The sequence below is a fragment of the Streptomyces sp. NBC_00057 genome (genome assembly GCF_045041165.1).
GTDB lineage: Bacteria > Actinomycetota > Actinomycetes > Streptomycetales > Streptomycetaceae > Streptomyces.
In genome coordinates, this window is record NZ_CP108256.1 from 2,981,276 (window position 1) to 3,002,083 (window position 20,808).

The window sequence follows — 20,808 nt, forward strand, 5'->3', positions numbered from 1 at the left end:
TCCATGATCGGTCGCATTCCCGTCCTCGACGTCCGTCCCCTCGTCGACTGCGGCAGAAGGCCCGCCAAGGCCGTTGCCCAAGAGACCTTCCAGGTCACCGCGACCGTCTTCCGCGAGGGCCATGACGCCGTCGCCGCCAATGTGGTCCTGCTGGATTCGAGCGGGCGCCCCGGTCCCTGGACGCCGATGCGCGAGCTCGCCCCTGGCACCGACCGCTGGGGCGCCGATGTCACCCCGGTCTCCGAGGGCCGCTGGACGTATACGGTCGAGGCCTGGAGCGACCCGGTCACCACCTGGCGCCGGCACGCCCTGATCAAGATCCCGGCGGGGATCGACACCGCTCTCGTCCTGGCGGAGGGCGCCGAGCTGTACGAGCGGGCCGCCGCGGGCGTACCCAAGCGGGATGGGCGCGAGGCGGTGCTGGACGCGGCCGACGCACTGCGCGACGGGTCCCGCCCGGCCGCCGCCCGGCTCGCCGCGGCGCTGGTCCCCGAGGCGCAGGCCGCGCTCGCCCGTCACCCGCTGCGCGAACTGGTCACCGCATCCCGCCCGCTTCCTCTGCTGGTCGAGCGCCGGCGGGCCCTGTTCGGCTCCTGGTACGAGCTGTTCCCCCGCTCGGAGGGCGCCAGGGTCGAACCGGCCGAACCGGCCGGGGCGAAGAAGAAGGGCAGGGCGGGGAAGCCGGGAAGGGCGGCGGAACAGCCGGTGAGAATCATCAGCGGCACCTTCCGTACGGCTGCCGAGCGGCTTCCCGCGGTCGCCGCCATGGGTTTCGACGTCGTCTATCTCCCGCCCGTCCACCCCATCGGAACCACCCACCGCAAGGGCCCCAACAACTCGCTGTCCCCCGCTCCCCACGACGTGGGCGTGCCCTGGGCGATCGGCTCGGCCGAGGGCGGTCACGACGCGGTCCATCCCGAGCTGGGCACCCTCGACGACTTCGATCACTTCGTCGAGACCGCCCGCACCCTGCGCATGGAGATCGCGCTGGATTTCGCACTCCAGTGTTCTCCCGACCATCCCTGGGTGGAGAAACACCCCGAGTGGTTCCACCATCGCGCCGACGGCACCATCGCCTACGCCGAGAATCCGCCGAAGAAATACCAGGACATCTATCCGATCGCCTTCGACAAGGATCTTCCCGGCCTGGTCACGGAGACGTTGCGCATTCTGCGCTTCTGGATGGATCACGGGGTACGGATCTTCCGCGTCGACAATCCGCACACCAAACCGGTGATCTTCTGGGAGAAGGTGATCACCGGTATCAACCGGACCGACCCGGATGTGATCTTCCTGGCCGAGGCATTCACCCGGCCCGCAATGATGAAGACGCTCGCCGCCATCGGCTTCCAGCAGTCGTACACGTATTTCACCTGGCGCAACACCCGGCAGGAAATCACCGAGTACGTCACGGAGCTGTCGGGCGAATCCGCCTCCTGCATGCGGCCCAACTTCTTCGTGAACACCCCGGACATCCTGCCGGGTTACCTCCAGGACGGGGGCCGTCCGGCCTTCGAGGCGCGGGCCGTTCTCGCCGCGACGCTCTCCCCGACCTGGGGCGTGTACGCGGGGTACGAGCTGTGCGAGAACACCCCGATCCGGCCCGGCAGCGAGGAGTACATCGACTCGGAGAAGTACGAAATCCGGCCCAGGGACTGGGAGTCGGCCGAGCGCGAGGGCCGTTCGCTGGTTCCGCTCATCACTTCACTCAACCGCATCAGGCGCCGCCACCCGGCGTTGCAGCAGCTGCGCGATGTGCACTTCCACTCCGCGGACAACGACGCGTTGATCGCGTACAGCAAGCGTTCGGGTTCGAACATCGTTCTGGTGGTCGTCAACCTCGACCCGCACCACACCCAGGAGGCCACGGTCTCGTTGGACATGCCGCAACTCGGCCTCGACTGGCACGAGAGCGTGCCGGTGCGCGACGAGCTCACCGGCGATACCTATCACTGGGGCAGGACCTTCTATGTGCGTCTGGAGCCGGGCGTCACGCCCGCGCACATCGTCGTCCTGCGACCGTCCCCGCCGACCGGAGGGTCACCCACACCATGATCGTCAATGAGCCCGTCCACGACCTGTTCGAGGACACCCCGGCCAAGGACCGCGATCCCGACTGGTTCAAGCGCGCCGTTTTCTACGAGGTCCTCGTCCGGTCCTTCCAGGACTCCAACGGAGACGGCATCGGCGACCTCAAGGGCATCACCGCCAAGCTGGACTATCTGCAGTGGCTGGGCGTCGACTGTCTCTGGCTGCCGCCGTTCTTCAAGTCGCCGCTGCGCGACGGCGGCTACGACGTGTCCGACTACACCGCCGTGCTGCCGGAGTTCGGCGATCTGGCCGACTTCGTGGAGTTCGTCGACGCCGCGCACCAGCGCGGGATGCGCGTGATCATCGACTTCGTCATGAACCACACGAGCGATCAGCACGAGTGGTTCCAACAGTCGCGCACCGACCCGGAAGGGCCCTACGGCGACTACTACGTCTGGGCCGACGACGACAAGCAGTTCCCGGACGCCCGGATCATCTTCGTCGACACGGAGACGTCCAACTGGACCTTCGACCCGGTGCGCAAGCAGTACTACTGGCACCGGTTCTTCTCCCACCAGCCCGATCTCAACTACGAGAACCCGGCGGTGCAGGAGGAGATCATCTCCGCGCTGCGCTTCTGGCTGGACCTCGGCATCGACGGATTCCGCGTGGACGCCGTGCCGTATCTCTACCAACGGGAGGGCACCAACTGCGAGAACCTTCCGGAGACGCACGACTTCCTGAAGCGGGTCCGCAAGGAGATCGACGCGAACTATCCGGACACCGTGCTGCTCGCCGAGGCCAATCAGTGGCCGGAGGACGTCGTCGACTACTTCGGCGAGTTCCAGGCCGGCGGCGACGAGTGCCACATGGCGTTCCACTTCCCTGTGATGCCACGGATCTTCATGGCCGTCCGGCGCGAGAGCCGCTACCCGGTCTCCGAAATCCTGGCGAAGACACCGGCGATCCCGAAGAACTGTCAGTGGGGAATCTTCCTGCGCAACCATGACGAGCTCACCCTCGAAATGGTCACGGACGAAGAACGCGACTACATGTACGCGGAGTACGCCAAGGATCCCCGGATGCGGGCCAACATCGGTATCCGGCGGCGGCTGGCACCCCTGCTGGACAACGACCGCAACCAGATCGAGCTGTTCACGGCGCTGCTGCTGTCCCTGCCCGGCTCCCCGATCCTCTACTACGGGGACGAGATCGGGATGGGCGACAACATCTGGCTGGGCGACCGGGATGCCGTACGCACTCCGATGCAGTGGACTCCCGACCGGAACGCAGGGTTCTCCTCCAGTGATCCCGGGCGGCTCTACCTCCCCACGATCATGGACCCGGTCTACGGCTACCAAGTCACCAATGTCGAGGCGGCGATGGCCTCCCCGTCGTCGCTGCTGCACTGGACGCGACGGATGATCGAGATCCGCAAGCAGAATCGGGCCTTCGGTCTCGGGTCGTACAACGAACTGCCGTCCTCGAACCCCGCAGTGCTCGCCTTCACCCGTGAGTACAAGGACGATCTCGTGCTCTGCGTGCACAACTTCTCGCGGTTCGCGCAGCCGACGGAGATCGATCTGCGGTCGTTCGACGGGCGTCATCCGGTGGAGTTGATCGGCGGGGTGCGCTTCCCCGCCATCGGTCAGTGGCCCTATCTGCTGACTCTCGCGGGACACGGGTTCTACTGGTTCCGGCTGCGGAAGGACGCACCGCCGAGCTGACCCGGCGTCGCTTCGCACCACCAACCGCGGGGCGGTTTCCGCCGCCCCGCACGGGGCACTCTCCCCCGCATCGAACACTTCCGGTCCCTTCCGGGTCCCCTCTGGCGTTTCGATCCCTTCGAGTCGAGTCCGTACGGACCATCCTGACCCGACACGTCCCGCACAGCCGGACAGCTATTGCCGCAATCCGGGACACTCTTCGCATCCTGTGGTGTGCCCGGGGAAAGGACGCGATGCCATGTCGGAGGCTGCATCCACTCGGGTCGCCCTGGCTGACAGCACAGCCCTGCTCCCGTCTCTCGCCCCCCTGTTGCACGAATGGCTGCCCCGGCAGCGGTGGTTCGCGGGCAAGGGCCGGCCGATCACCGCGTTCTCGCTGGTGTCGGCGACCGAGATACTGCCGGTGGACACCGATCCCGTCGGCGCTCGCACCCGGACCGGGCTGCTCCATCTACTGGTCCGGGTCCACCAGCCCTCCATGCCCGCGCAGTCGCCGGACGACTGCTACCAACTGCTGCTCGGCGTAAGGTCAGCGCTGCCGCCACGGCTGGCGCCCGCACTCATCGGCCATGTGGCCAAAGGACCGCTCGCCGGCCGCACCGTCTACGAGGGGCTGCACGACCCGCGCCTGGCCGAACTCCTGCTGGAACGGTTCCGTACCCCCGGCACCCTCGGCGCCCTGCGCTTCGACCGGGGCGGTGCCCCCATCGCCGCGGGGCTGGCACCGCGCGTGCTCGACACCGAGCAGTCCAACACCTCGCTCGTCTACGGCAACGCCTACATCCTCAAGATCTTCCGCCGGATCTTCCCGGGCACCAACCCCGATCTGGAACTGCCGCTCGCGCTCGCGCGCGAGGGCTGCGGACGAGTGCCCGCCCCCGTCGCCTGGTTCGAAGCCGCCGCCCCGGGGCCGCTCACCCTCGGCGTCCTGCAGCCGTTCCTGCGCGGCGCGCAGGACGGCTGGCAGCTCGCCCTGCGCGCCCTCGCCAAGGGCCTGGACTTCACCGCCGAGGCCCACGCCCTCGGCACGGCCACCGCCGAGGTGCACACCGCGCTCGCCGCTGCCCTGCCGACGCCCACCCTGCGCCGCTCCCAGACCGAGCATCTCGCCGCCGCGATGGTGCAGCGGCTGGAAGCCGCCGCACAGGCGGTCCCGGCGCTCATGCCGTACGTCCCCGGGCTGCGTACCGCCTTCGACGCGGTGGCCGCACTGGGTCACCGGGGTCACGACTGGGCGGCCCAGCGGGTCCACGGCGATCTCCATCTCGGCCAGACGCTGCGCGCGGCCGACGGTTTCTGGTCGCTGATCGACTTCGAGGGCGAGCCGGCCAGACCGCTGCCCGAGCGCCGCCGTCCGCAGCCACCGGTACGCGACATCGCCGGCATGCTCCGCTCCTTCGACTACGCGGCCCGCTCGCACCGCCCGTGGAACGCCGAGTGGGCGGCACGCTGCCGGACCGCCTACTGCGAGGGGTATGCCAAGGCCTCGGGCGTCGACCCGCGCAGCGAACCGGAGCTCTTGCGCGCCCACGAGACGGACAAGGCGGTGTACGAGGTGCTGTACGAGGCACGGCACCGGCCCGACTGGCTTCCGGTTCCGATGGCGGCGATCCAGCGGCTGGCCGCCGTCGCCGACTGACGGACCGGGTGCCGCCGCCCGCCGGCGGACCCGCCGTCGTCGCAACCGCACCACCGCCCGTCCCCGTCCCGCCCTGTCCGGCCCTGTTCGGCCCTGTTCGGCCCTGTCCGGCCCCATTCCGCCCCGACAACACCCTCCGAGGAGGCTGTCCCTGTGACCGCCCGCAAGCCGTCCCGCAAAACGCCCGCCGCCACCGAGGCCCCCCAAGTCCCTCTGCTCACACCGGACGGGACGGCACCCCCCGCGACCCCGGCGAAGGAGGCCGCGCCGCCCCCTTCGGAACCGGCAGCGCCGGACGATCCGGCCACGCGGAAGAAGCCTGCGGGCAAGCAAGCCGCCGGTACCGGTGCCGCGCCGCCGCGTCCTCGCCGGGGCGCCGCCGGACAGGGAGTACGCCAGGCGCGCCCCCTCGACGACGGCGACCGGGGCCGGCTGCTCGCCGGTGAGCACCATGCCCCGCACGACCTGCTCGGCGCCCACATGGTCCGCGGCGGTGTGACCTTCCGGGTGCTGCGCCCGTACGCGCGGTCCGTGACCGTGCTCGCCAAGGGGCTACGGGCGCAACTGCACGACGATGGCGACGGCCTCTTCTCGGGGCTGCTGCCGATGCCCTCACTCCCCGAGTACCAACTCCTGGTCGCCTACGAGGACAACGAGATCGAGGTGCAGGATCCGTACCGTTTCCTGCCCGCGCTCGGCGATCTCGATCTGCATCTGATCGGCGAGGGACGCCACGAGGAGCTGTGGACCGCCCTCGGCACTCAGCCCATGGAACACCAGGGGGTCGCGGGGACCCGGTTCACCGTCTGGGCCCCCGACGCCCGCGGTGTGCGGGTCGTCGGGGACTTCAACTACTGGGACGGCACCGGCTTCCCGATGCGTTCGCTCGGCTCCAGCGGGGTGTGGGAGCTGTTCGTGCCCGCGATCGGGGAGGGCGCGCTCTACAAGTTCGACATCTGCCGCCCGGACGGTTCGCACACCACACGAGCCGACCCGATGGCCCGCCGTACCGAAGTACCGCCCTCCACTGCCTCGATCGTGACGGCCTCGCACCATGAGTGGCAGGACCAGGAGTGGATGGCGCACCGCGGGGACCTGCCGGTGCACGAGGCGCCGTTCTCCGTGTACGAGGTGCATCTTCCGTCCTGGCGGCCGGGACTCACCTACCGCCAGCTGGCCTCACAACTCCCCGCGTACGTAAGGGATCTGGGGTTCACGCATGTGGAGATGATGCCCGTCTCCGAGCATCCCTTCGGCGGTTCCTGGGGCTATCAGGTCACCGGCTTCTACGCCCCGACATCACGCATGGGCACACCGGACGACTTCCGGTTCCTCGTCGACGCGCTGCACCGGGCCGGTATCGGCGTCATCGTCGACTGGGTGCCCGCGCACTTCCCGCGCGACGACTGGGCGCTCGCGGAGTTCGACGGCCGCCCGCTGTACGAGCACTCGGACCCGTCACGGGCGGCGCATCCGGACTGGGGCACGCTGGAGTTCGACTACGGGCGCAAGGAGGTACGCAACTTCCTTGTCAGCAATGCCACTTACTGGTGCGAGGAGTTCCACATCGATGGGCTGCGGGTCGACGCCGTCGCCTCGATGCTCTATCTCGACTACTCGCGCGAGAACGGGGAATGGTCCCCGAACGAGCGCGGCGGCCGGGAGAACCTGGACGCCGTCGCCTTCCTCCAGGAAATGAACGCAACCGTCTACCGGCGCAATCCGGGTGTGGTCACCATCGCCGAGGAGTCCACCGCCTGGAACGGCGTCACCCGCGCCACCCACCACGTCGGCCCCGACGGCTTCGGCGGGCTCGGCTTCGGGCTGAAGTGGAACATGGGCTGGATGCACGACTCCCTGCAGTACGTCTCGAAGGAGCCGGTGCACCGCAAGTATCACCACAACGAGATGACCTTCTCGATGGTGTACGCGTACAGCGAGAACTACGTCCTGCCGATCTCGCACGACGAGGTGGTGCACGGAAAGCAGGCGCTGGTCAGCAAGATGCCCGGCGACTGGTGGCAGCGGCGCGCCAACCACCGGGCGTACCTCGGCTTCATGTGGGCCCATCCCGGAAAGCAACTCCTCTTCATGGGGCAGGAGTTCGCCCAGGGAGCGGAGTGGTCGGAGGGGCACGGCCCGGACTGGTGGCTGCTCGACCCTTCGTACGAGGCGGAGAGCGACCACCGGGGCGTACGCACCCTGGTCGGCGACCTGAACACGGTGTACCGCGCCACCCCCGCGCTCTGGCAGCGCGACACCGTCCCGGAAGGCTTCGACTGGGTGGACGGCGGTGCGGCCGAGGACAACGCCTTCGCCTTCCTGCGCTTCGACGCGCACGGCTCGCCGCTTCTCGCCGTCAGCAATTTCTCCCCGGTGGTGCGGCACGACTACCGCATCGGCGTCCCGGACGTCCTCGGTGATCAGGTCGCGTGGGCGGAGGTCCTCAACACGGACGCCGCGCGGTACGGCGGCAGCGACGTACACCATCCCGGGCCGCTGAAGCCCGAACCGGTGGCCGCGCACGGCCGGCCCGGCAGCATCCTGCTGACGCTGCCGCCGCTGGCGACGGTCTGGCTGAAGCCGGTCTGAGCCCACCCGCGGGGCCCGCGGCCGGCTCCGGGCTGCGGGCCCCGCACCATGCCGCTCAGCCGCCGAGCGCCTCGACCGTACTCGCCCAGGAATCGGTGCCGTGCCCCTCGGCGATCGCACGGTCGGAGACGGCCTTGATCGCCTCCAGCCGGGACGTGTCCAGCCCCCTGCTGCGGGACGCGTGCAGCAGGTGATCGACACCGGCGGTCATCATGGCGAGGTTGGCACCCGCGCCGTTGTACTCCTTCGCGTCGATGTCGGCCGCCGTCCCGGCTATCCAGGCCAGGCCGACCGAGGCTCGGAACTCGGGACTCGGGGCACATGGGCTGCCTTCGGTCCTGAACCGGCATGCAGCATGATGTGGGCGTGATCACCATTCATCTGAAATACGAGATCGACGCCGACAAGCTTGAGGACTTCGAGGAGTACGGCCGCCGCTGGGTCGGGCTCGTCAACCGTTTCGGCGGGACGCACCACGGCTACTTCCTGCCGAGTGAGGGCGACAGCGACATCGCCTACGCCCTCTTCTCCTTTCCCAGTCTCGCCGCGTACGAGCAGTACCGCACGGACAGCATGTCCGACCCGGACTGCCAGGATGCCTTCGAACTGGCTCGTAACACCCGCTGCATCAAACGGTACGAGCGCCGCTTCCTCCGGCCGCTCGACGTCATGCCCTAGGCCAGGGGCCAGGCTTGAACGACTCCCCCGAAGTCCGCCGACCGTCCCCTCGCGTCCAACCTGACTCCCGGGGCTGACGAGTTCAGGCTCGGCCACGTGCAGGAGTAGCCCAAAGTCGGCAGCCGCGAGCCCCCGTGGGCCTACCCTCTCGGCCCGTCCGGGTCGCGTGATCACGCGGTGCTACGCTGGCGGCGCCTCAGCGGATGCACGGAGCGCACCGGGATGGGCCCGTGGGGGTGCGCGTCGCGGCCGTTCGTCGTCACGGTTCGCCCTGATCCGTTGAACGTTGGCGGCGAGCCTTCCGGCGATCCGTCCCGTGCGGATCCTTAAGAGACCGCCGACCGGCCCGTGGGAGGCTGAGTGTCCGTGTCCGTCACTGCTCCTGGGGCGCACGGCGACATACTCAGGATGCGCCCACTGCAGGCCCTCGGACTCTCCGCGACCGCCGAAGCCGCCTACCTCGCGCTCGTGGAGTACGGTCCGCAGACCCTGGCCGAGCTCATCGGACGGTGGGGACCGGTCGGGTCGCCCGCCGAAGAGCTCCCGCAGGCGATCGACGAACTCACCCGCATCGGCCTGGTGTCGCGCGTCGGCGACAGGCTGACCGCGCAGCCACCGCGCGCGGCGCTCGAGGCCGTCGCCGAACGGCGCGCACGCGAAGCCCGGAACGCCTACGAGAGTGCGACGCTCCTGTCGCGGTTCTGGTTCGACCACACCTCGGGATCGGACTACGTGGAGGTCGTCGACACCTCCTCCAGACCCGATGCGATCCAGCGGCGGATCCACCGCGAGGCCGCGTCGGAGGTGCGCGCTCTGTCAATCGGGCCGGCGGGTGGGGGCGAGCGTGGGCCGGAGGTGGACACCGAAGCGTTGGACGCCATGTCCCGCGGGATCGTCTACCGGGTGGTGTACAGCGCCAACATCCTGCAGGTGCCCAAGGCGCTGGAGGCGGCACACGCGTGCGTCGCCCGCGGGGAGCAGGCACGGGTCTTCCATGATGTCGCGCTGAACGCACTGGTCTGCGACGACCGTCTGGCCGTGCTGTCCGTCACCGCACCGGACCGGGTGGGACACCACAGCGTGATCGTCCACCGGTCGGGCCTGCTGGACGGGCTTGTCGGAGTCTTCGAGTCGTACTGGCGGATGGCCGTCCCGCTTCCTTCCGTCCGCGAGGTCGTCGACCTCGAGACCAGTCGGAGGGACGACGCGCGACAGCTCTTGAACTACCTCGGTGCCGGGCTGACCGATGAGTCGATCGCCCGTGAGCTCGGGGTGAGCGAGCGGACCGTGTCCCGACGCATCGCCCGGCTGCAGGAGGTGCTCGGCGCCCAGACCCGGTTCCAGCTCGGTGTCCAAGCCGGCCGCCGCGGCTGGTTCTGAACCGCAGCCCTGTCCAGGCACCGCAGCCTTAGCGAAGCGCTCCCTCGCATTCTGTGCCGGCATGCCGCTCTCGCCTGACGTGCGCCCGGGGCGGGCCGACCCGCCCCGGGCGGTGGCGGGGCACTCGGACGAGTGCCCCGCTGTACTGCCGCCGGACCGTGCGTCAGTTGACGGCGTCCGGCTTGACCAGGTCGGGAAGCTTGGCATCGAACATCCCGGCGAACTTGAGCGACGGCAGGATGTGGCCCTGGTCCGGGGCGTCCTCGACCACGTCAGCCGCCCAGGTGGACGCGGCGAGCCGCTGGTTCGGCGTGCCGTGGTGGCCCGGGTTGTCGAAGCCGCAGTCCCCGACCTGGTAGAAGGACTTCTGGGCCTTCAGGACACGGGCGGTGTTGAGCGCCTCGCCGCGGGCGTGGGTCACGTAGTACGTCCCGAAGGCATCTGCCATGAGCTCGGTACGGCGGGTGGCCTCGGGACCGTCGAGGTCGCCCGCGAAGAGGTCGTCCTCGTACTGCACGTGGTGGCCGAACTCGTGGCCCACGATCGCCCGCGGCGCGACATCGCCCAGTCCCACGGCGTCCATGCCCTGCAGGATGCCGTCGCCCACGATGATCCGGTCGGAGATGCCGGTCGGCTCCGGCTCGCGCTCCTCGGTGTAGGCGAATGCGTTGAAGCTGAAGACCGGGTTGGCGCCGCCCTTGAGGATCGGTTCCATGTTGACCAGTTCGATGAACATGTCGGCCAGGTCGAGTTGGTCCTCGGGGGTCCCTCCGTACAGCGCGGCGAGCGTACGGGCGACCCGCTCGGGGCTGGAGAAGACATCGGCCCCGTGCAGGGGTATCAGCTGGATGTCCGCCGAGTCGATGTCCCAGAAGCGCTTGAGGTTCTTCATCTCGGCGGGGAGCTTCTGGGTGTACTCGCCGTTGACACCGAAGGTGTTCGAGCTCGACTCCTCGCCGAAGATCAGCGCGTCGTAGGTCGGGAGGTTGAAGCCGTCGAAGATCGAGAGCATAAAGATGGTGAACGGGTCTTCGGCGCCCATGAGAAGGCTGCGGGCCCAGGTCTTGAGCTCCGTCGACTGGCACTGGTGGTCGTCGGGGTTGATCACGCTGTCGCGGATCGCGCTCCACCGCGAGTCGTCGATGCCGTACTTCGCAGCGGCTGCCTGGGCGCGGGACTCCCAGTCGGCCGGCAGTTCGGCCAGGATCTGCTCGGCAAGGGCTTTGGCCCGCGGGGTCGCCGTGGAGCTGTCGATGGCCGACTGAAGTGCCTGGCTGGTGACGCTCGTCGTCGCGTTCCTGTCGGCGGCGTGCACAGGAAGCGCCGCACCGAGCGCGCAGGTCGCGGCGACTGCCAGACTGGCCGCCAGGGAGAGGGTCTTCTTCACAGGGGCTCCTTTTCGAGGCACCCGCAGGTGTATCCGCGGGCAAACCCAGTGTGTAAGCCCCGTTGCAGGCTGTGAACACCTTCCGGCTGACCGGAACCGGCAGTGTCTGAAACCCGACAACCACTTCAACGGCTGTCGACCGTCCACGCCGTCACCGACCTCACCGCCGAACAAGCCGGACCGCCCCAACTCGCCCAAATCACCCAACTCGTGGGCGACCACTGGAAGATCGAGGCCCGGCGCCACGTCAGTGACACCACGTTCGCCGAGGACGCCTCCCAGCTGCGGACCGGCACCGCACCCCGCGCGATGGCCACTTGGCGCAACCTCGTGGGCCGGGCGTCTGCGTGATTCGACATTCGTCGGGCCGGCGCTGGGATCGTCCCGACATTCGACCGATGACGGAGCTGTGCCGCCGGCCATAAAGTCCGCGCAAATCTGTCATCCGGCCGAAGGGACGGACAAAGTCTCGTGCACCGTGTCCCGTCGAATCCCTCGTTTTCCCGAAAAGCACGCTGGGCCGCGGAAACGAGTCGCAGCCGAAGAAGTACGACTGAGCCGAGATCTGCCTGATGAAGAATTCACGATTCGGGTCTGCATGCACCCCGTAGGAAAGGTGTACATGTCTCATCCCACCGCCGCGCGGCCATCGCCCCGCAGGTCGCATCCGGTCGCGTTGACCACGGCGGCCGGACGCGCCTTAGCGCTGATCGTGGCGCTCGCCGTCGCCGCACTCACGGTGATCGCCCTGCCGACCTCGGCCCGGGCCTCCACCACCGCCACCACCGCTGCCTCCGCTGCCTCCGCTGCCTCCGCTGCCTCCGCTGCCTCCGCTGCCTCCGCTGCCTCCGCCAAGGATCCTGTCCCGACCACGAAGGCCGCAGGCCCGACGTCGCCTGGCCAGCACCCGACCAGTCAGGTGTGCGCCACGCCGTCGAAAGCCGGCGAGATGTCCTGCCTCGCCATGGTCCGCACCGATGTCATCGCGGCGAAGGGCATCCAGCCCGATGCCGCTCCCACCGGTTTCGGCCCGGCCGACCTGCGAAGCGCCTACAACCTGCCCGCCGCCGGCTCCACCGAGACGGTCGCGATCGTCGACGCGTTCGACAACCCGAACGCCGAGGCGGACCTGGCCGTCTACCGCCAGCAGTACGGGCTGCCGCCGTGCACCACGGCCAACGGCTGCTTCAAGAAGATCGACCAGCGCGGCGGCACGAACTATCCGCCACCGGACGCCGGGTGGGCCGCGGAGATCGCACTGGACATCGACATGGTCAGCGCGACATGCCCGACCTGCAAGATCCTGCTGGTCGAGGCCGACGACAGCTACGTGGACAACCTCGGCGCGGCCGTGAACCAGGCGGTCGCCCAGGGCGCCAAGTACGTCTCCAACAGCTACGGCGGCAACGAAGGCTCCGACGAGAGCCAGGCCGACGACGCCTACTTCAACCACCCCGGTGTCGCGATCACCGTCAGCACCGGCGACTACGGTTTCGGCGTCTCATACCCGGCCGCGTCCCCGTACGTGACGGCGGTCGGCGGCACCTCGCTGGTCAAGGACGCCTCCAGCCCCCGCGGCTGGACCGAGAGCGCGTGGAGTGGTGCGGGCAGTGGCTGCTCAGCGTTCGAGGCCAAGCCGTCGTTCCAGAAGGACACCGGCTGCCCGCGCCGTACGGTCGCGGATGTGTCCGCGGTCGCCAACCCGAACACCGGCGTCGCCGTCTACCACGGCGGCTGGCAGGTCTTCGGCGGCACCAGCGCCTCCGCCCCGATCATCGCCTCCGTCTACGCGCTGGCCGGGACACCGACGACGGGGTCGGCGCCCAACTCCTACCCGTACGCCCAGCCGTCCGCGCTGAATGACGTCACGTTCGGAAGCAACGGCAACTGCACCACGGCGTATCTGTGCAAGGGCGGGCCGGGGTATGACGGGCCGACCGGGCTCGGCACCCCGAACGGGGTCGCCGCATTCCGCTCCGGTCCGCACGGCACCGTCACAGGCACCGTCACCGACGGCACCGCTCCACTGGCAGCGGCCAAGATCACCGTAGGCGACGTCACAGCCATGACGGACGGGCAAGGGCGCTACACCCTGACCGCGCCACCAGGAACGCATGACGTCAGCGCGAGCAAGTTCGGGTACGCCACCAAGACCGTGTCCGGTGTCGCGATCGCTGATGGGCAGACGCTGACCGAGGACTTCGCGCTGAGCGCGAAGTCGCATGTGAACGTCACCGGCCGCGTCCGTGACGGTTCCGGTCAGGGCTGGCCGCTGTACGCGACGGTGCGGGTCAAGGACGAGCCGACCGCGGTCGCCTACACCGACCCGAAGACGGGGACGTACACCCTGAGCGTGCCCGCCGGGGCCACCTACACGCTGCAGGTCGACCCGCTGTATCCGGGCTACCAGCAGGATTCTCAGGATGTTCAGGTGGGTTCGGCGGATGTGACGCATGACGTCAACGCGTCGGTCGATGCGACGACCTGCAGCGCGGCCGGATACGGCTACCGCTACGCCGGTACCAGCGAGTCGTTCGACGGCACCACCGCACCGTCGGGCTGGACCGTCGATGACAAGGTGGGCAACGGCCAGACCTGGGCGTTCAACGATCCCGGCAGGCGCGGCAACAAGACCGGCGGGTCCGGCGGCTTCGCCATCGTCGACAGCAGCTACTACGGCTACGGAAAGACACAGGACACGTCGCTGATCAGCCCGGCTATGGACTTCAGCCAGCGAACCCACCCGTCCCTGATCTTCCGCACCGACTACAACGGCTTCGCGTTCGGCCAGAGTGGGGACGTCGATCTCAGCGTCGATGGCGGCCAGACGTGGAACACCGTCTGGCACCACACCAAGGACAGCGCCCGGGGGCCGCGGACCGAGGTCGTGGACCTGCCCCAGGCCGCCGGCAAGGCCAACGTCCAGGTGCGATTCCACCTCACCGCCAAGTGGGGGTGGTGGTGGCAGGTCGACGACGTCTTCCTCGGCGACCGCACGTGCGACCCGGTACCGGGCGGCCTGGTCGTCGGCCGGGTGACCGACAAGAACACCGGGGCCGGGATCAACGGCGCCACGGTGACGTCGGCCGACAAACCCGCCGAGAAGACGACCTCGATGGCGACGCCGAACGACCCGAACCTGGGCGACGGCTTCCACTGGATGTTCTCCTCGCTCACCGGGGATCACACGTTCACCGCCAAGGCGGGGAACTCCTACAGCGCACAGGACATCACCGTCAACGTCGCCCCGGACCAGGCATCGGATGGCACCTTCGCCCTGCCCGCCCCCCGGATCGCGGTCAGCCCGGCCCAGCTCAGCAAGACGGCCGCCTGGAAGGGAAAGGGCAGCTCCACCCTGACCCTGAAGAACACCGGAACCGCCCCGGTGACCGCCAAGATCGATGAGCTGCCGGGCGTCTACCAGCCCGCCGCGGCGCAGAAGGGCGCTCCGCTGCAGGAGGTGAAGGGACACTACAGCCCCCTGCGGTTCCGGCCCGGCGCAACCGCGCAGACGGCGGCGGCCAAGCCGTCGGCGGCGCCGTACGCGGCACCGTGGACGACGGTGGCCGACTACCCCGTGCCGATCATGGACAACGGCGTGGCGACCATCAACGGCAAGGTCTACTCGGCCGCCGGAACCGACGGCACGCATGTCCTCAACAAGGCCTACGTCTACGACCCGGGCGCCCAGGCGTGGAGTGCCCTGCCGAACCTGAGCGTCGCCCGGGAGGCGCCGCAGGCGGCCGCCTACGGAGGCAAGCTCTACGTCTTCGGCGGCTGGGACGCGTACGGGAGGCCGGTGGCCAAGACCGAGATCTACGACCCGCTGACCGGCGCCTGGTCCACCGGCGCCGACAACCCGAAACCGTACGCCGGCGCCGCCGTGACCGTGCTGGGCGGCAAGATCCACATCGTCGGCGGCTGCGCGTCCGACGCCTGCGGCAAGACGGACGTGCAGGTGTACGACCCGGCCTCGAACTCCTGGAGTTCGAGCAAGGCCTACCCGGAGTCGATTTCCTGGCTCGGCTGCGGCGCCATCGCGAACAAGCTGTACTGCGCGGGCGGGACGTCGGGCAGTACCACCACCAAGCACGCCTACGGCTACGACCCGGCATCCGACAGCTGGACCCCCGTCGCCGACCTGCCGATCGACCTGTGGGGAATGGGTTACTCAGCGGTAGACGGCAAGCTCCTCGTGTCCGGTGGCGTGACCTACAGCTCCAGCACGATCACCAATAAGGGCTTCACCTACGACCCGGGTTCCGACACCTGGACCGCGCTGCCCAACTCCGACAGAACTCTCTACCGCGGTGGCTCCGCCTGCGGCTTCTACAAGATCGGAGGTACTACCGGAAACTTCAATGCGTTCAAGAACTCGGAGCTGCTGCCCGGCTTTGACCAGTGCGCTGACACAACCGATGTCCCCTGGCTGTCAGTGGACAAGAGCGACGTGACGCTTCAGCCGGGCGAGAGCGTTGACGTCACCGTGAGTTTCGACGCGGACGTCGCCGAGATCACCCAGCCCGGCACGTTCACCGCGCAGCTCCTGATCAGCGCGAAGACTCCTTACGGGATCGCGCCCGTGCCGGTGACGTTCGTGGTGAAACCGCCCAAGACCTGGGGAAAGATCACCGGGACGGTCACCGGAGCCGGCTGCACCGGCACGCCGACGCCACTGGCCGGAGCAACCGTGCAGATCACCTCGAAGACGGCGACCTACACACTGAAGACCGACCAGAACGGTCATTACGCGCTCTGGCTCGACGTCAGAAACAACCCGCTCACGGTGACCGCGTCCAAGGAGGGCTGGAAGCTGCAGACCGCATCGGCCGAGATTACGCCACACAAGGCGACCACGGCCGACTTCTCTCTCAAACCCGACCGCACCTGCACCTGATCTGACGCTCCGTGCGGGCCGGGCCCTGCCCCGGCCCGCACGGACAGGTCGCGGCCCCGCCACCGATCCGATGGCGGGGCCGCGACCCATGAGCTCCGACGCTCCCAAATTCGCTTCAGGGGCGCCGCGTTGGTACACCAAGGCTCAAGGATCGCCGCCTACGGCTTGCCGCCTCCACGCAGCGACGACAGCACCAGCCGCCCGTAACGCGTCGCGAGCGCGGCGGCCGCCGCAGCGACGGAGAGCCCGAGTGCGACGAGCAGGTGAGCGAGGGACTCGTCGCCGATGACCTGGAGTACGCCGAGCGCTGTGCCAAGGGGCAGGCCCAGGATCGTGAGCGTTCCCAACGCGCCGCTGATCTGTTGACTCTCCTGCGTCTGCACCAGCCGGCTGTAGTCGGCGGCCTCCGCCAGGATCTCGCCGAAACGGTCGGGCAGTCGGTGCTGGTTCTGGAAGGCGAGCAGCAGTTCGTTGGCCGGGCCGTGGGCGGTCAGGTGCTGACGCCAGTAGGTGCTGCGGAAGACCGCGATGTTCCGCTCCAGCGTGGCGACCCGCCGTGCCAGGTGCGTGGTGTCGAAGACGTCCGAGAGCTCGTCGGTCAGCTCGTCGATGTGGTCGCGCTGGAGCGACCCGAGCAGCAGGGCATCGAGGTAGACGGTGCGCGAGTGCAGGGCGCCGAACGCGTAGAAGTCGCCATCCCCGGTATCGGCGCGGTGGCCGAGGAAGGCGGCGCCCTGCCGGAGAACCAGGGCGCTCCAGTCCGCCGAGATACGCACGGCGCTGCTGAGCTCTGCCGCGGCCGTCTCTGGGGCGAGCGGGAAGTCGGCCGTGTTCGAACGTGACGCCAGCTGCCAGAGCCAGCGGTCGGCAGTGGCCGGCAGTGGCCCTTCATAGCCCGCACGCAGCGCCGGAGTGTGGTCGGCCTCGGGGGTCAGAAAGGCGACGGTGTAGGGGCGGGCGATGGCGAACGTCCCTGTTCCGATGGTGACTTCCGCGATACCTGCGAGGAGTACCCCAGGATCCAGCGGCCCTGCGAGCGTCGCGGCGTCGGCTTCGGTGGTCAGTCGTCCCGCTATCTCGCGCACCACAGGCAACAGCGGGTTGTACACCGTGAAGTGGAGGACCGCGAGAGCGCGTTCGGGACTACGGACGGTGGCCGTACGGAGAAGCTCCATACCGATGAGATGCAGGCCGTTATGGACGACCGACGCCGACCGGTGCCAGCGTCTGGGCCGGCCGGGCGCACCGTAAAGAACTCTCGCGGAGGCCGGAGCGAAATAGGTTGCCCGGGTCGCGGTATCGGTTCGACGGCTGCCCAGCTCGAAGGGAAACGGCCCCTCGGCCCAGTCGGGAGTCCGCAGCAGACGCACCGGAACAACGACCGTCAACTCCTGGCGCGCACCGGTGACGGTTTCGAGTGAGGGCGACGCGGCGGTCATACCAGTCTCCTTGGATGGAAACCGGCAGGCTATCGCGGGTCTTTGGCCTTCAACACGGCCTAATACGCCATTGTTCAGGGCCGATCACGTGTACTCGGTGCCAGCCGCAGTCTGATTTGGGAAGTGCCTGCAGGTCCAGTGGAGCTCTCCCGCTGCCTCGGCTCCTCAACGTTGCGACCGAAGGCCACATGCCCTGATTGCCCTGGTTACGCCACATATGACGTCAAGGGGGAGTCGTGGCCGACCAGCCCCGCCAGATTGGGCGTCACCAACCTGCTGGGCAAACCGGAACACCGACAGCCCGTGATGGCCGTCGCGTCCAGTCCCGAGAGAATCCGGATCTCCCGCCATCCAGCGGTCCGGTTCTTTCCATCTCCTCCAGGGAATCTGAAGTGTGGAGGCCTTCGCACCACATCGTCCGCCCCTGCCCGCTGCGGGGTGACGTCACCTGTCGGGTTCCGCAACAAGAACCCTCGCACGGACCTGCGGCACCAGGTCACGACAGCCCGTGGATGTCCACGCGGCTCCTGGCGTGCGGAACCTCGGTGCGGCGTTCCCCAGCCCTCCGTCCCAGAGTCTTCAAACCTTATTCCTGTCGTGACGCACCGTCACTTCCCTTGGGGTCACGGTGATAGACCGAGTCCCTGCGACCTACTCAGAACAGCTAAGCTTGGTCGGCTGGCAAGTGACTTGCCTACCGCAGACGACCGGTTCCGTCCCCAGTGCTCCTCATTCTTCGCGCTTCTGCCCAAAAAGAGCTCTTCAGCCTGTCAAGAGAGGACTACATGAGCCTCAGCGCAGAGCACTTAGCGATCATCGCTGTCTTGGCCCTTCTGCCATATGGCCTCAAAGGGCTTACAGGCTTCGGACCAGCGCTGCTGTTCGTTCCAATGGCGTCCGCTCTATTCGGCCAGCCACTTGCTGTCGCCGCATCCGGTGCACTGGATGTCACTTCAGGTGCAACGCTCACCGTTACGGACCCTCAGGTACGGCGCGGCAGGGAAGGCTTCCTCGTCGGATCCACCATGGCCGTGGGAACGGCTGCTGGAGTCGTCGCGCTGACCTACATTCCGAGCTCTGTCGCTGCCGGGATACTGGTGCTCGCGGTTGCCATCGGCTTGGTTTCAGTTTTCGCTGCCCAGCGCAACGGCCCCGTTGCCTCTTCTCGGGCCATCGGCCCCCAGGGCAGCCTGGTCGGTTTGCTGGCAGGTTTAATCGGTGGCATCACAGGTATTAACGGACCGCCTCTGGTGATTTATTTTCAACGCTTCTTAACGCCACATGACCTCAGAATCATTGTCACGCGAGTCCTACTCGTATCGGCGGTAGTTCGGGTTCTCACCTTTTTCATCGTGGGTGATCACATCTCGAATGTCATGCTACTGACTCTCGCATGCCTTCCGATGCAACTGATCGGCCTGATTCTGGGAACAAGAATCTCCCGTAAGACCTCACCCCGGAGGCTGGCTACAGTCAACAGTGCGATCGTTACAGTTTCTGTTCTTCTGGCCGCCTATAATGCCTTCGTCGAATCCGGGAGATGAAACTTGACTACATCCGTAAGCTTCACTTTCGCCACTTCCGGACTTCAGTCCATGCTCAAATTCTTCACCGGAACACTCGACGCCGCATATTTCGGCTCAACACCCTTCCTCCTCGGATACGCCTATGGACTTCCCGTGCGCACCATTGGAATCGCCCAGCGGCTCGGTAAAGGGCACGCAGTCGTCACCAGGGGGGCGATTCCAACCCGACCACGAATCGGCACCGTTTCAGGAAGTACAGGCCATGAGATCGCTCACGCTTGGGCCAGTGCATCCGATCGCACGCCGGTATTCGTCGACCTCCCTCCCAACGATCAGATCATGGCCTTCAAAGCCGGCTTCATCGACGGAATTTCCTGTTGGGAGCCATTCACAAGTATGGCAGTGCGCCTCGGCGGCACCCGCATATTCACTGCGGAGGATTCCGGGACCCAGTTGAACCTTCTCTGCGTGAGCAGCGAGGCAGAACGAAGCAAAACAACCGCCCTGCGGTCCTTCCTACGAGCCCACTCCGATGCCACTCGCAAACTCCAGTCGGGGCTCTCGGCCAACGAACTTCACTTCCTGCAAGGAGTTTTCGGGGAAGGCCTCACCCACGCCGAGTGCGACAATATCTTGCGCAATGGAATAGAGTGGGTTGACACTGCCAGTGAACCCATAGATCAATCGCGAGAAGAAATCGTAAGATCCTTGCAGGCTTCCTGGAATTTCCTTATTTCCTCCGGACTGTTCGCCGGAAATATGCCCAGCCTGCAGGAATCATTAGCACCTCTCGATAATTCCGATGCACCCTCGCCAGATACATCAAAGCTACGGCTCGGATACTCCGACTCGATCATGTGCGCCCCCATCCTTATCGGACGACACTCTCGTCTCTTCACAGCAAACGGACTGGACGACACCGACAGTGAGAGTCGAGTGATCGAGCGGGTGGCCAGCCTTGACGAAGAATATCGCAAGGCGCTTCGAAGCATTAGATCCCTACTTGCACGGGAGCCCGAACTGGCCGTAATCAAAGCAGGGAAGACCGTCGAACAGGAACTTGCCGAGCTTTACGAACGGAGCTTTGGTCGCGTACCACCAAAGGCCATCAGTGGCGCCATCCAAGAATTTAGCGATACTGGAATCATGCCTACGCGTATTGCCGCAGCAGCACACTGGCTGCGGAATCTACGCAATGACTCCGCTCACCGCGGCCGAGAAGCTGTTCAATATGCAGAAACCGCATATAACGTAACAGTAGATATCCTGGAATGGCTTCAACGTGAGCGTCCTTTGCAATTACTTCGCTGCACGAGATGCGCTAGGGAGATTGAGGACGCAAACTGGATTGCCTGCCCGTTCTGTGGCCAACTGCGACGCCGGGACTGTCATGAATGCGGTAAGCGTATCCAGGCGTCCTGGAAAGCCTGCCCTCACTGCGGCCATTCTATATAGAGGCCGATGAAGCGGCAGGGTGTGCGGCGGAGCTGGCCCTGAAGAAAAAGTTGGCGA

General features: G+C 67.2%; 13 protein-coding genes. 10 read left to right on the forward strand and 3 right to left on the reverse strand.

Translation table 11 applies throughout. The features are described from left to right. Positions 1–3: 3 nt before the first annotated feature. From OG953_RS13695 to glgB, 4 genes are all read left to right on the forward strand, one after another. Positions 4–2,055 carry an alpha-1,4-glucan--maltose-1-phosphate maltosyltransferase gene (locus OG953_RS13695; RefSeq protein ID WP_405684435.1) on the forward strand — a complete coding sequence of 684 codons (2,052 nt, stop codon included), beginning with the start codon at positions 4–6 and terminating at the stop codon, positions 2,053–2,055. Continuing rightward, positions 2,052–3,758, forward strand: a complete 1,707-nt coding sequence (gene treS, locus OG953_RS13700; protein ID WP_405684436.1) for a maltose alpha-D-glucosyltransferase — start codon at positions 2,052–2,054, stop codon at positions 3,756–3,758. The genes OG953_RS13695 and treS overlap by 4 nt, the downstream gene beginning before the upstream one ends. A 238-nt stretch (positions 3,759–3,996) precedes the next feature. Beyond that, complete coding sequence (locus OG953_RS13705) at positions 3,997–5,397, forward strand: maltokinase N-terminal cap-like domain-containing protein (RefSeq protein WP_405684437.1); 1,401 nt, start codon at positions 3,997–3,999, stop codon at positions 5,395–5,397. A gap of 153 nt (positions 5,398–5,550) precedes the next feature. Then, a complete protein-coding gene (gene glgB / locus OG953_RS13710; protein WP_405684439.1) occupies positions 5,551–7,989 on the forward strand; it encodes a 1,4-alpha-glucan branching enzyme in 2,439 nt (812 codons plus the stop codon). Positions 7,990–8,044: 55 nt separating this feature from the next. Here the strand turns inward: glgB and OG953_RS13715 are convergent, their stop codons facing one another. Further along, on the reverse strand, positions 8,045–8,275 hold the full coding sequence (locus OG953_RS13715) for a hypothetical protein (RefSeq protein ID WP_405691809.1): 231 nt from the start codon (positions 8,273–8,275) through the stop codon (positions 8,045–8,047). Between the two features lie 80 nt (positions 8,276–8,355). Here OG953_RS13715 and OG953_RS13720 point away from each other — a divergent pair, with 80 nt between their 5' ends. Then, positions 8,356–8,667: an NIPSNAP family protein gene (locus OG953_RS13720; RefSeq protein WP_405684440.1), complete on the forward strand. Its 312-nt coding sequence runs from the start codon at positions 8,356–8,358 to the stop codon at positions 8,665–8,667. Between the two features lie 408 nt (positions 8,668–9,075). Further along, positions 9,076–10,047, forward strand: a complete 972-nt coding sequence (locus OG953_RS13725) for a LuxR C-terminal-related transcriptional regulator (RefSeq protein ID WP_405684441.1) — start codon at positions 9,076–9,078, stop codon at positions 10,045–10,047. A 163-nt stretch (positions 10,048–10,210) separates the two neighbouring features. Here OG953_RS13725 and OG953_RS13730 read toward each other — a convergent pair whose 3' ends face one another. Beyond that, positions 10,211–11,434, reverse strand: coding sequence for a hypothetical protein (locus OG953_RS13730; protein ID WP_405684442.1), 1,224 nt, complete (start codon positions 11,432–11,434; stop codon positions 10,211–10,213). Positions 11,435–11,536: 102 nt separating this feature from the next. Between OG953_RS13730 and OG953_RS13735 the strand changes: the two genes are divergently transcribed. Both OG953_RS13735 and OG953_RS13740 read left to right on the forward strand, forming a co-directional pair. Continuing rightward, the gene (locus OG953_RS13735; protein ID WP_405684444.1) at positions 11,537–11,785 is read left to right on the forward strand and encodes a hypothetical protein; all 249 of its coding nucleotides are present in this window, start codon (positions 11,537–11,539) and stop codon (positions 11,783–11,785) included. A gap of 271 nt (positions 11,786–12,056) precedes the next feature. After that, on the forward strand, positions 12,057–16,331 hold the full coding sequence (locus OG953_RS13740) for a carboxypeptidase regulatory-like domain-containing protein (RefSeq protein ID WP_405684446.1): 4,275 nt from the start codon (positions 12,057–12,059) through the stop codon (positions 16,329–16,331). 158 nt (positions 16,332–16,489) lie between these two features. Here OG953_RS13740 and OG953_RS13745 read toward each other — a convergent pair whose 3' ends face one another. Then, on the reverse strand, positions 16,490–17,770 hold the full coding sequence (locus OG953_RS13745) for a hypothetical protein (RefSeq protein WP_405684447.1): 1,281 nt from the start codon (positions 17,768–17,770) through the stop codon (positions 16,490–16,492). Between the two features lie 785 nt (positions 17,771–18,555). Between OG953_RS13745 and OG953_RS13750 the strand changes: the two genes are divergently transcribed. Next, entirely contained in the window at positions 18,556–19,314 is a 759-nt protein-coding gene (locus OG953_RS13750) for a TSUP family transporter (protein WP_405684449.1), read from the forward strand. A gap of 3 nt (positions 19,315–19,317) precedes the next feature. After that, positions 19,318–20,751 carry a DUF4145 domain-containing protein gene (locus OG953_RS13755; RefSeq protein ID WP_405684450.1) on the forward strand — a complete coding sequence of 478 codons (1,434 nt, stop codon included), beginning with the start codon at positions 19,318–19,320 and terminating at the stop codon, positions 20,749–20,751. Positions 20,752–20,808 lie beyond the last annotated feature (57 nt).

What these genes read in the sequence shown, in the direction of transcription:
- OG953_RS13740 (WP_405684446.1), top strand. Translation starts at nt 12,057, where the DNA reads ATGTCTCATCCCACCGCCGCGCGGCCATCGCCCCGCAGGTCGCATCCG.
- OG953_RS13750 (WP_405684449.1), top strand. Translation starts at nt 18,556, where the DNA reads ATGAGCCTCAGCGCAGAGCACTTAGCGATCATCGCTGTCTTGGCCCTT.
- treS (WP_405684436.1), top strand. Translation starts at nt 2,052, where the DNA reads ATGATCGTCAATGAGCCCGTCCACGACCTGTTCGAGGACACCCCGGCC.
- OG953_RS13725 (WP_405684441.1), top strand. Translation starts at nt 9,076, where the DNA reads ATGCGCCCACTGCAGGCCCTCGGACTCTCCGCGACCGCCGAAGCCGCC.
- OG953_RS13695 (WP_405684435.1), top strand. Translation starts at nt 4, where the DNA reads ATGATCGGTCGCATTCCCGTCCTCGACGTCCGTCCCCTCGTCGACTGC.
- OG953_RS13705 (WP_405684437.1), top strand. Translation starts at nt 3,997, where the DNA reads ATGTCGGAGGCTGCATCCACTCGGGTCGCCCTGGCTGACAGCACAGCC.
- OG953_RS13745 (WP_405684447.1), bottom strand. Translation starts at nt 17,770, where the DNA reads ATGACCGCCGCGTCGCCCTCACTCGAAACCGTCACCGGTGCGCGCCAG.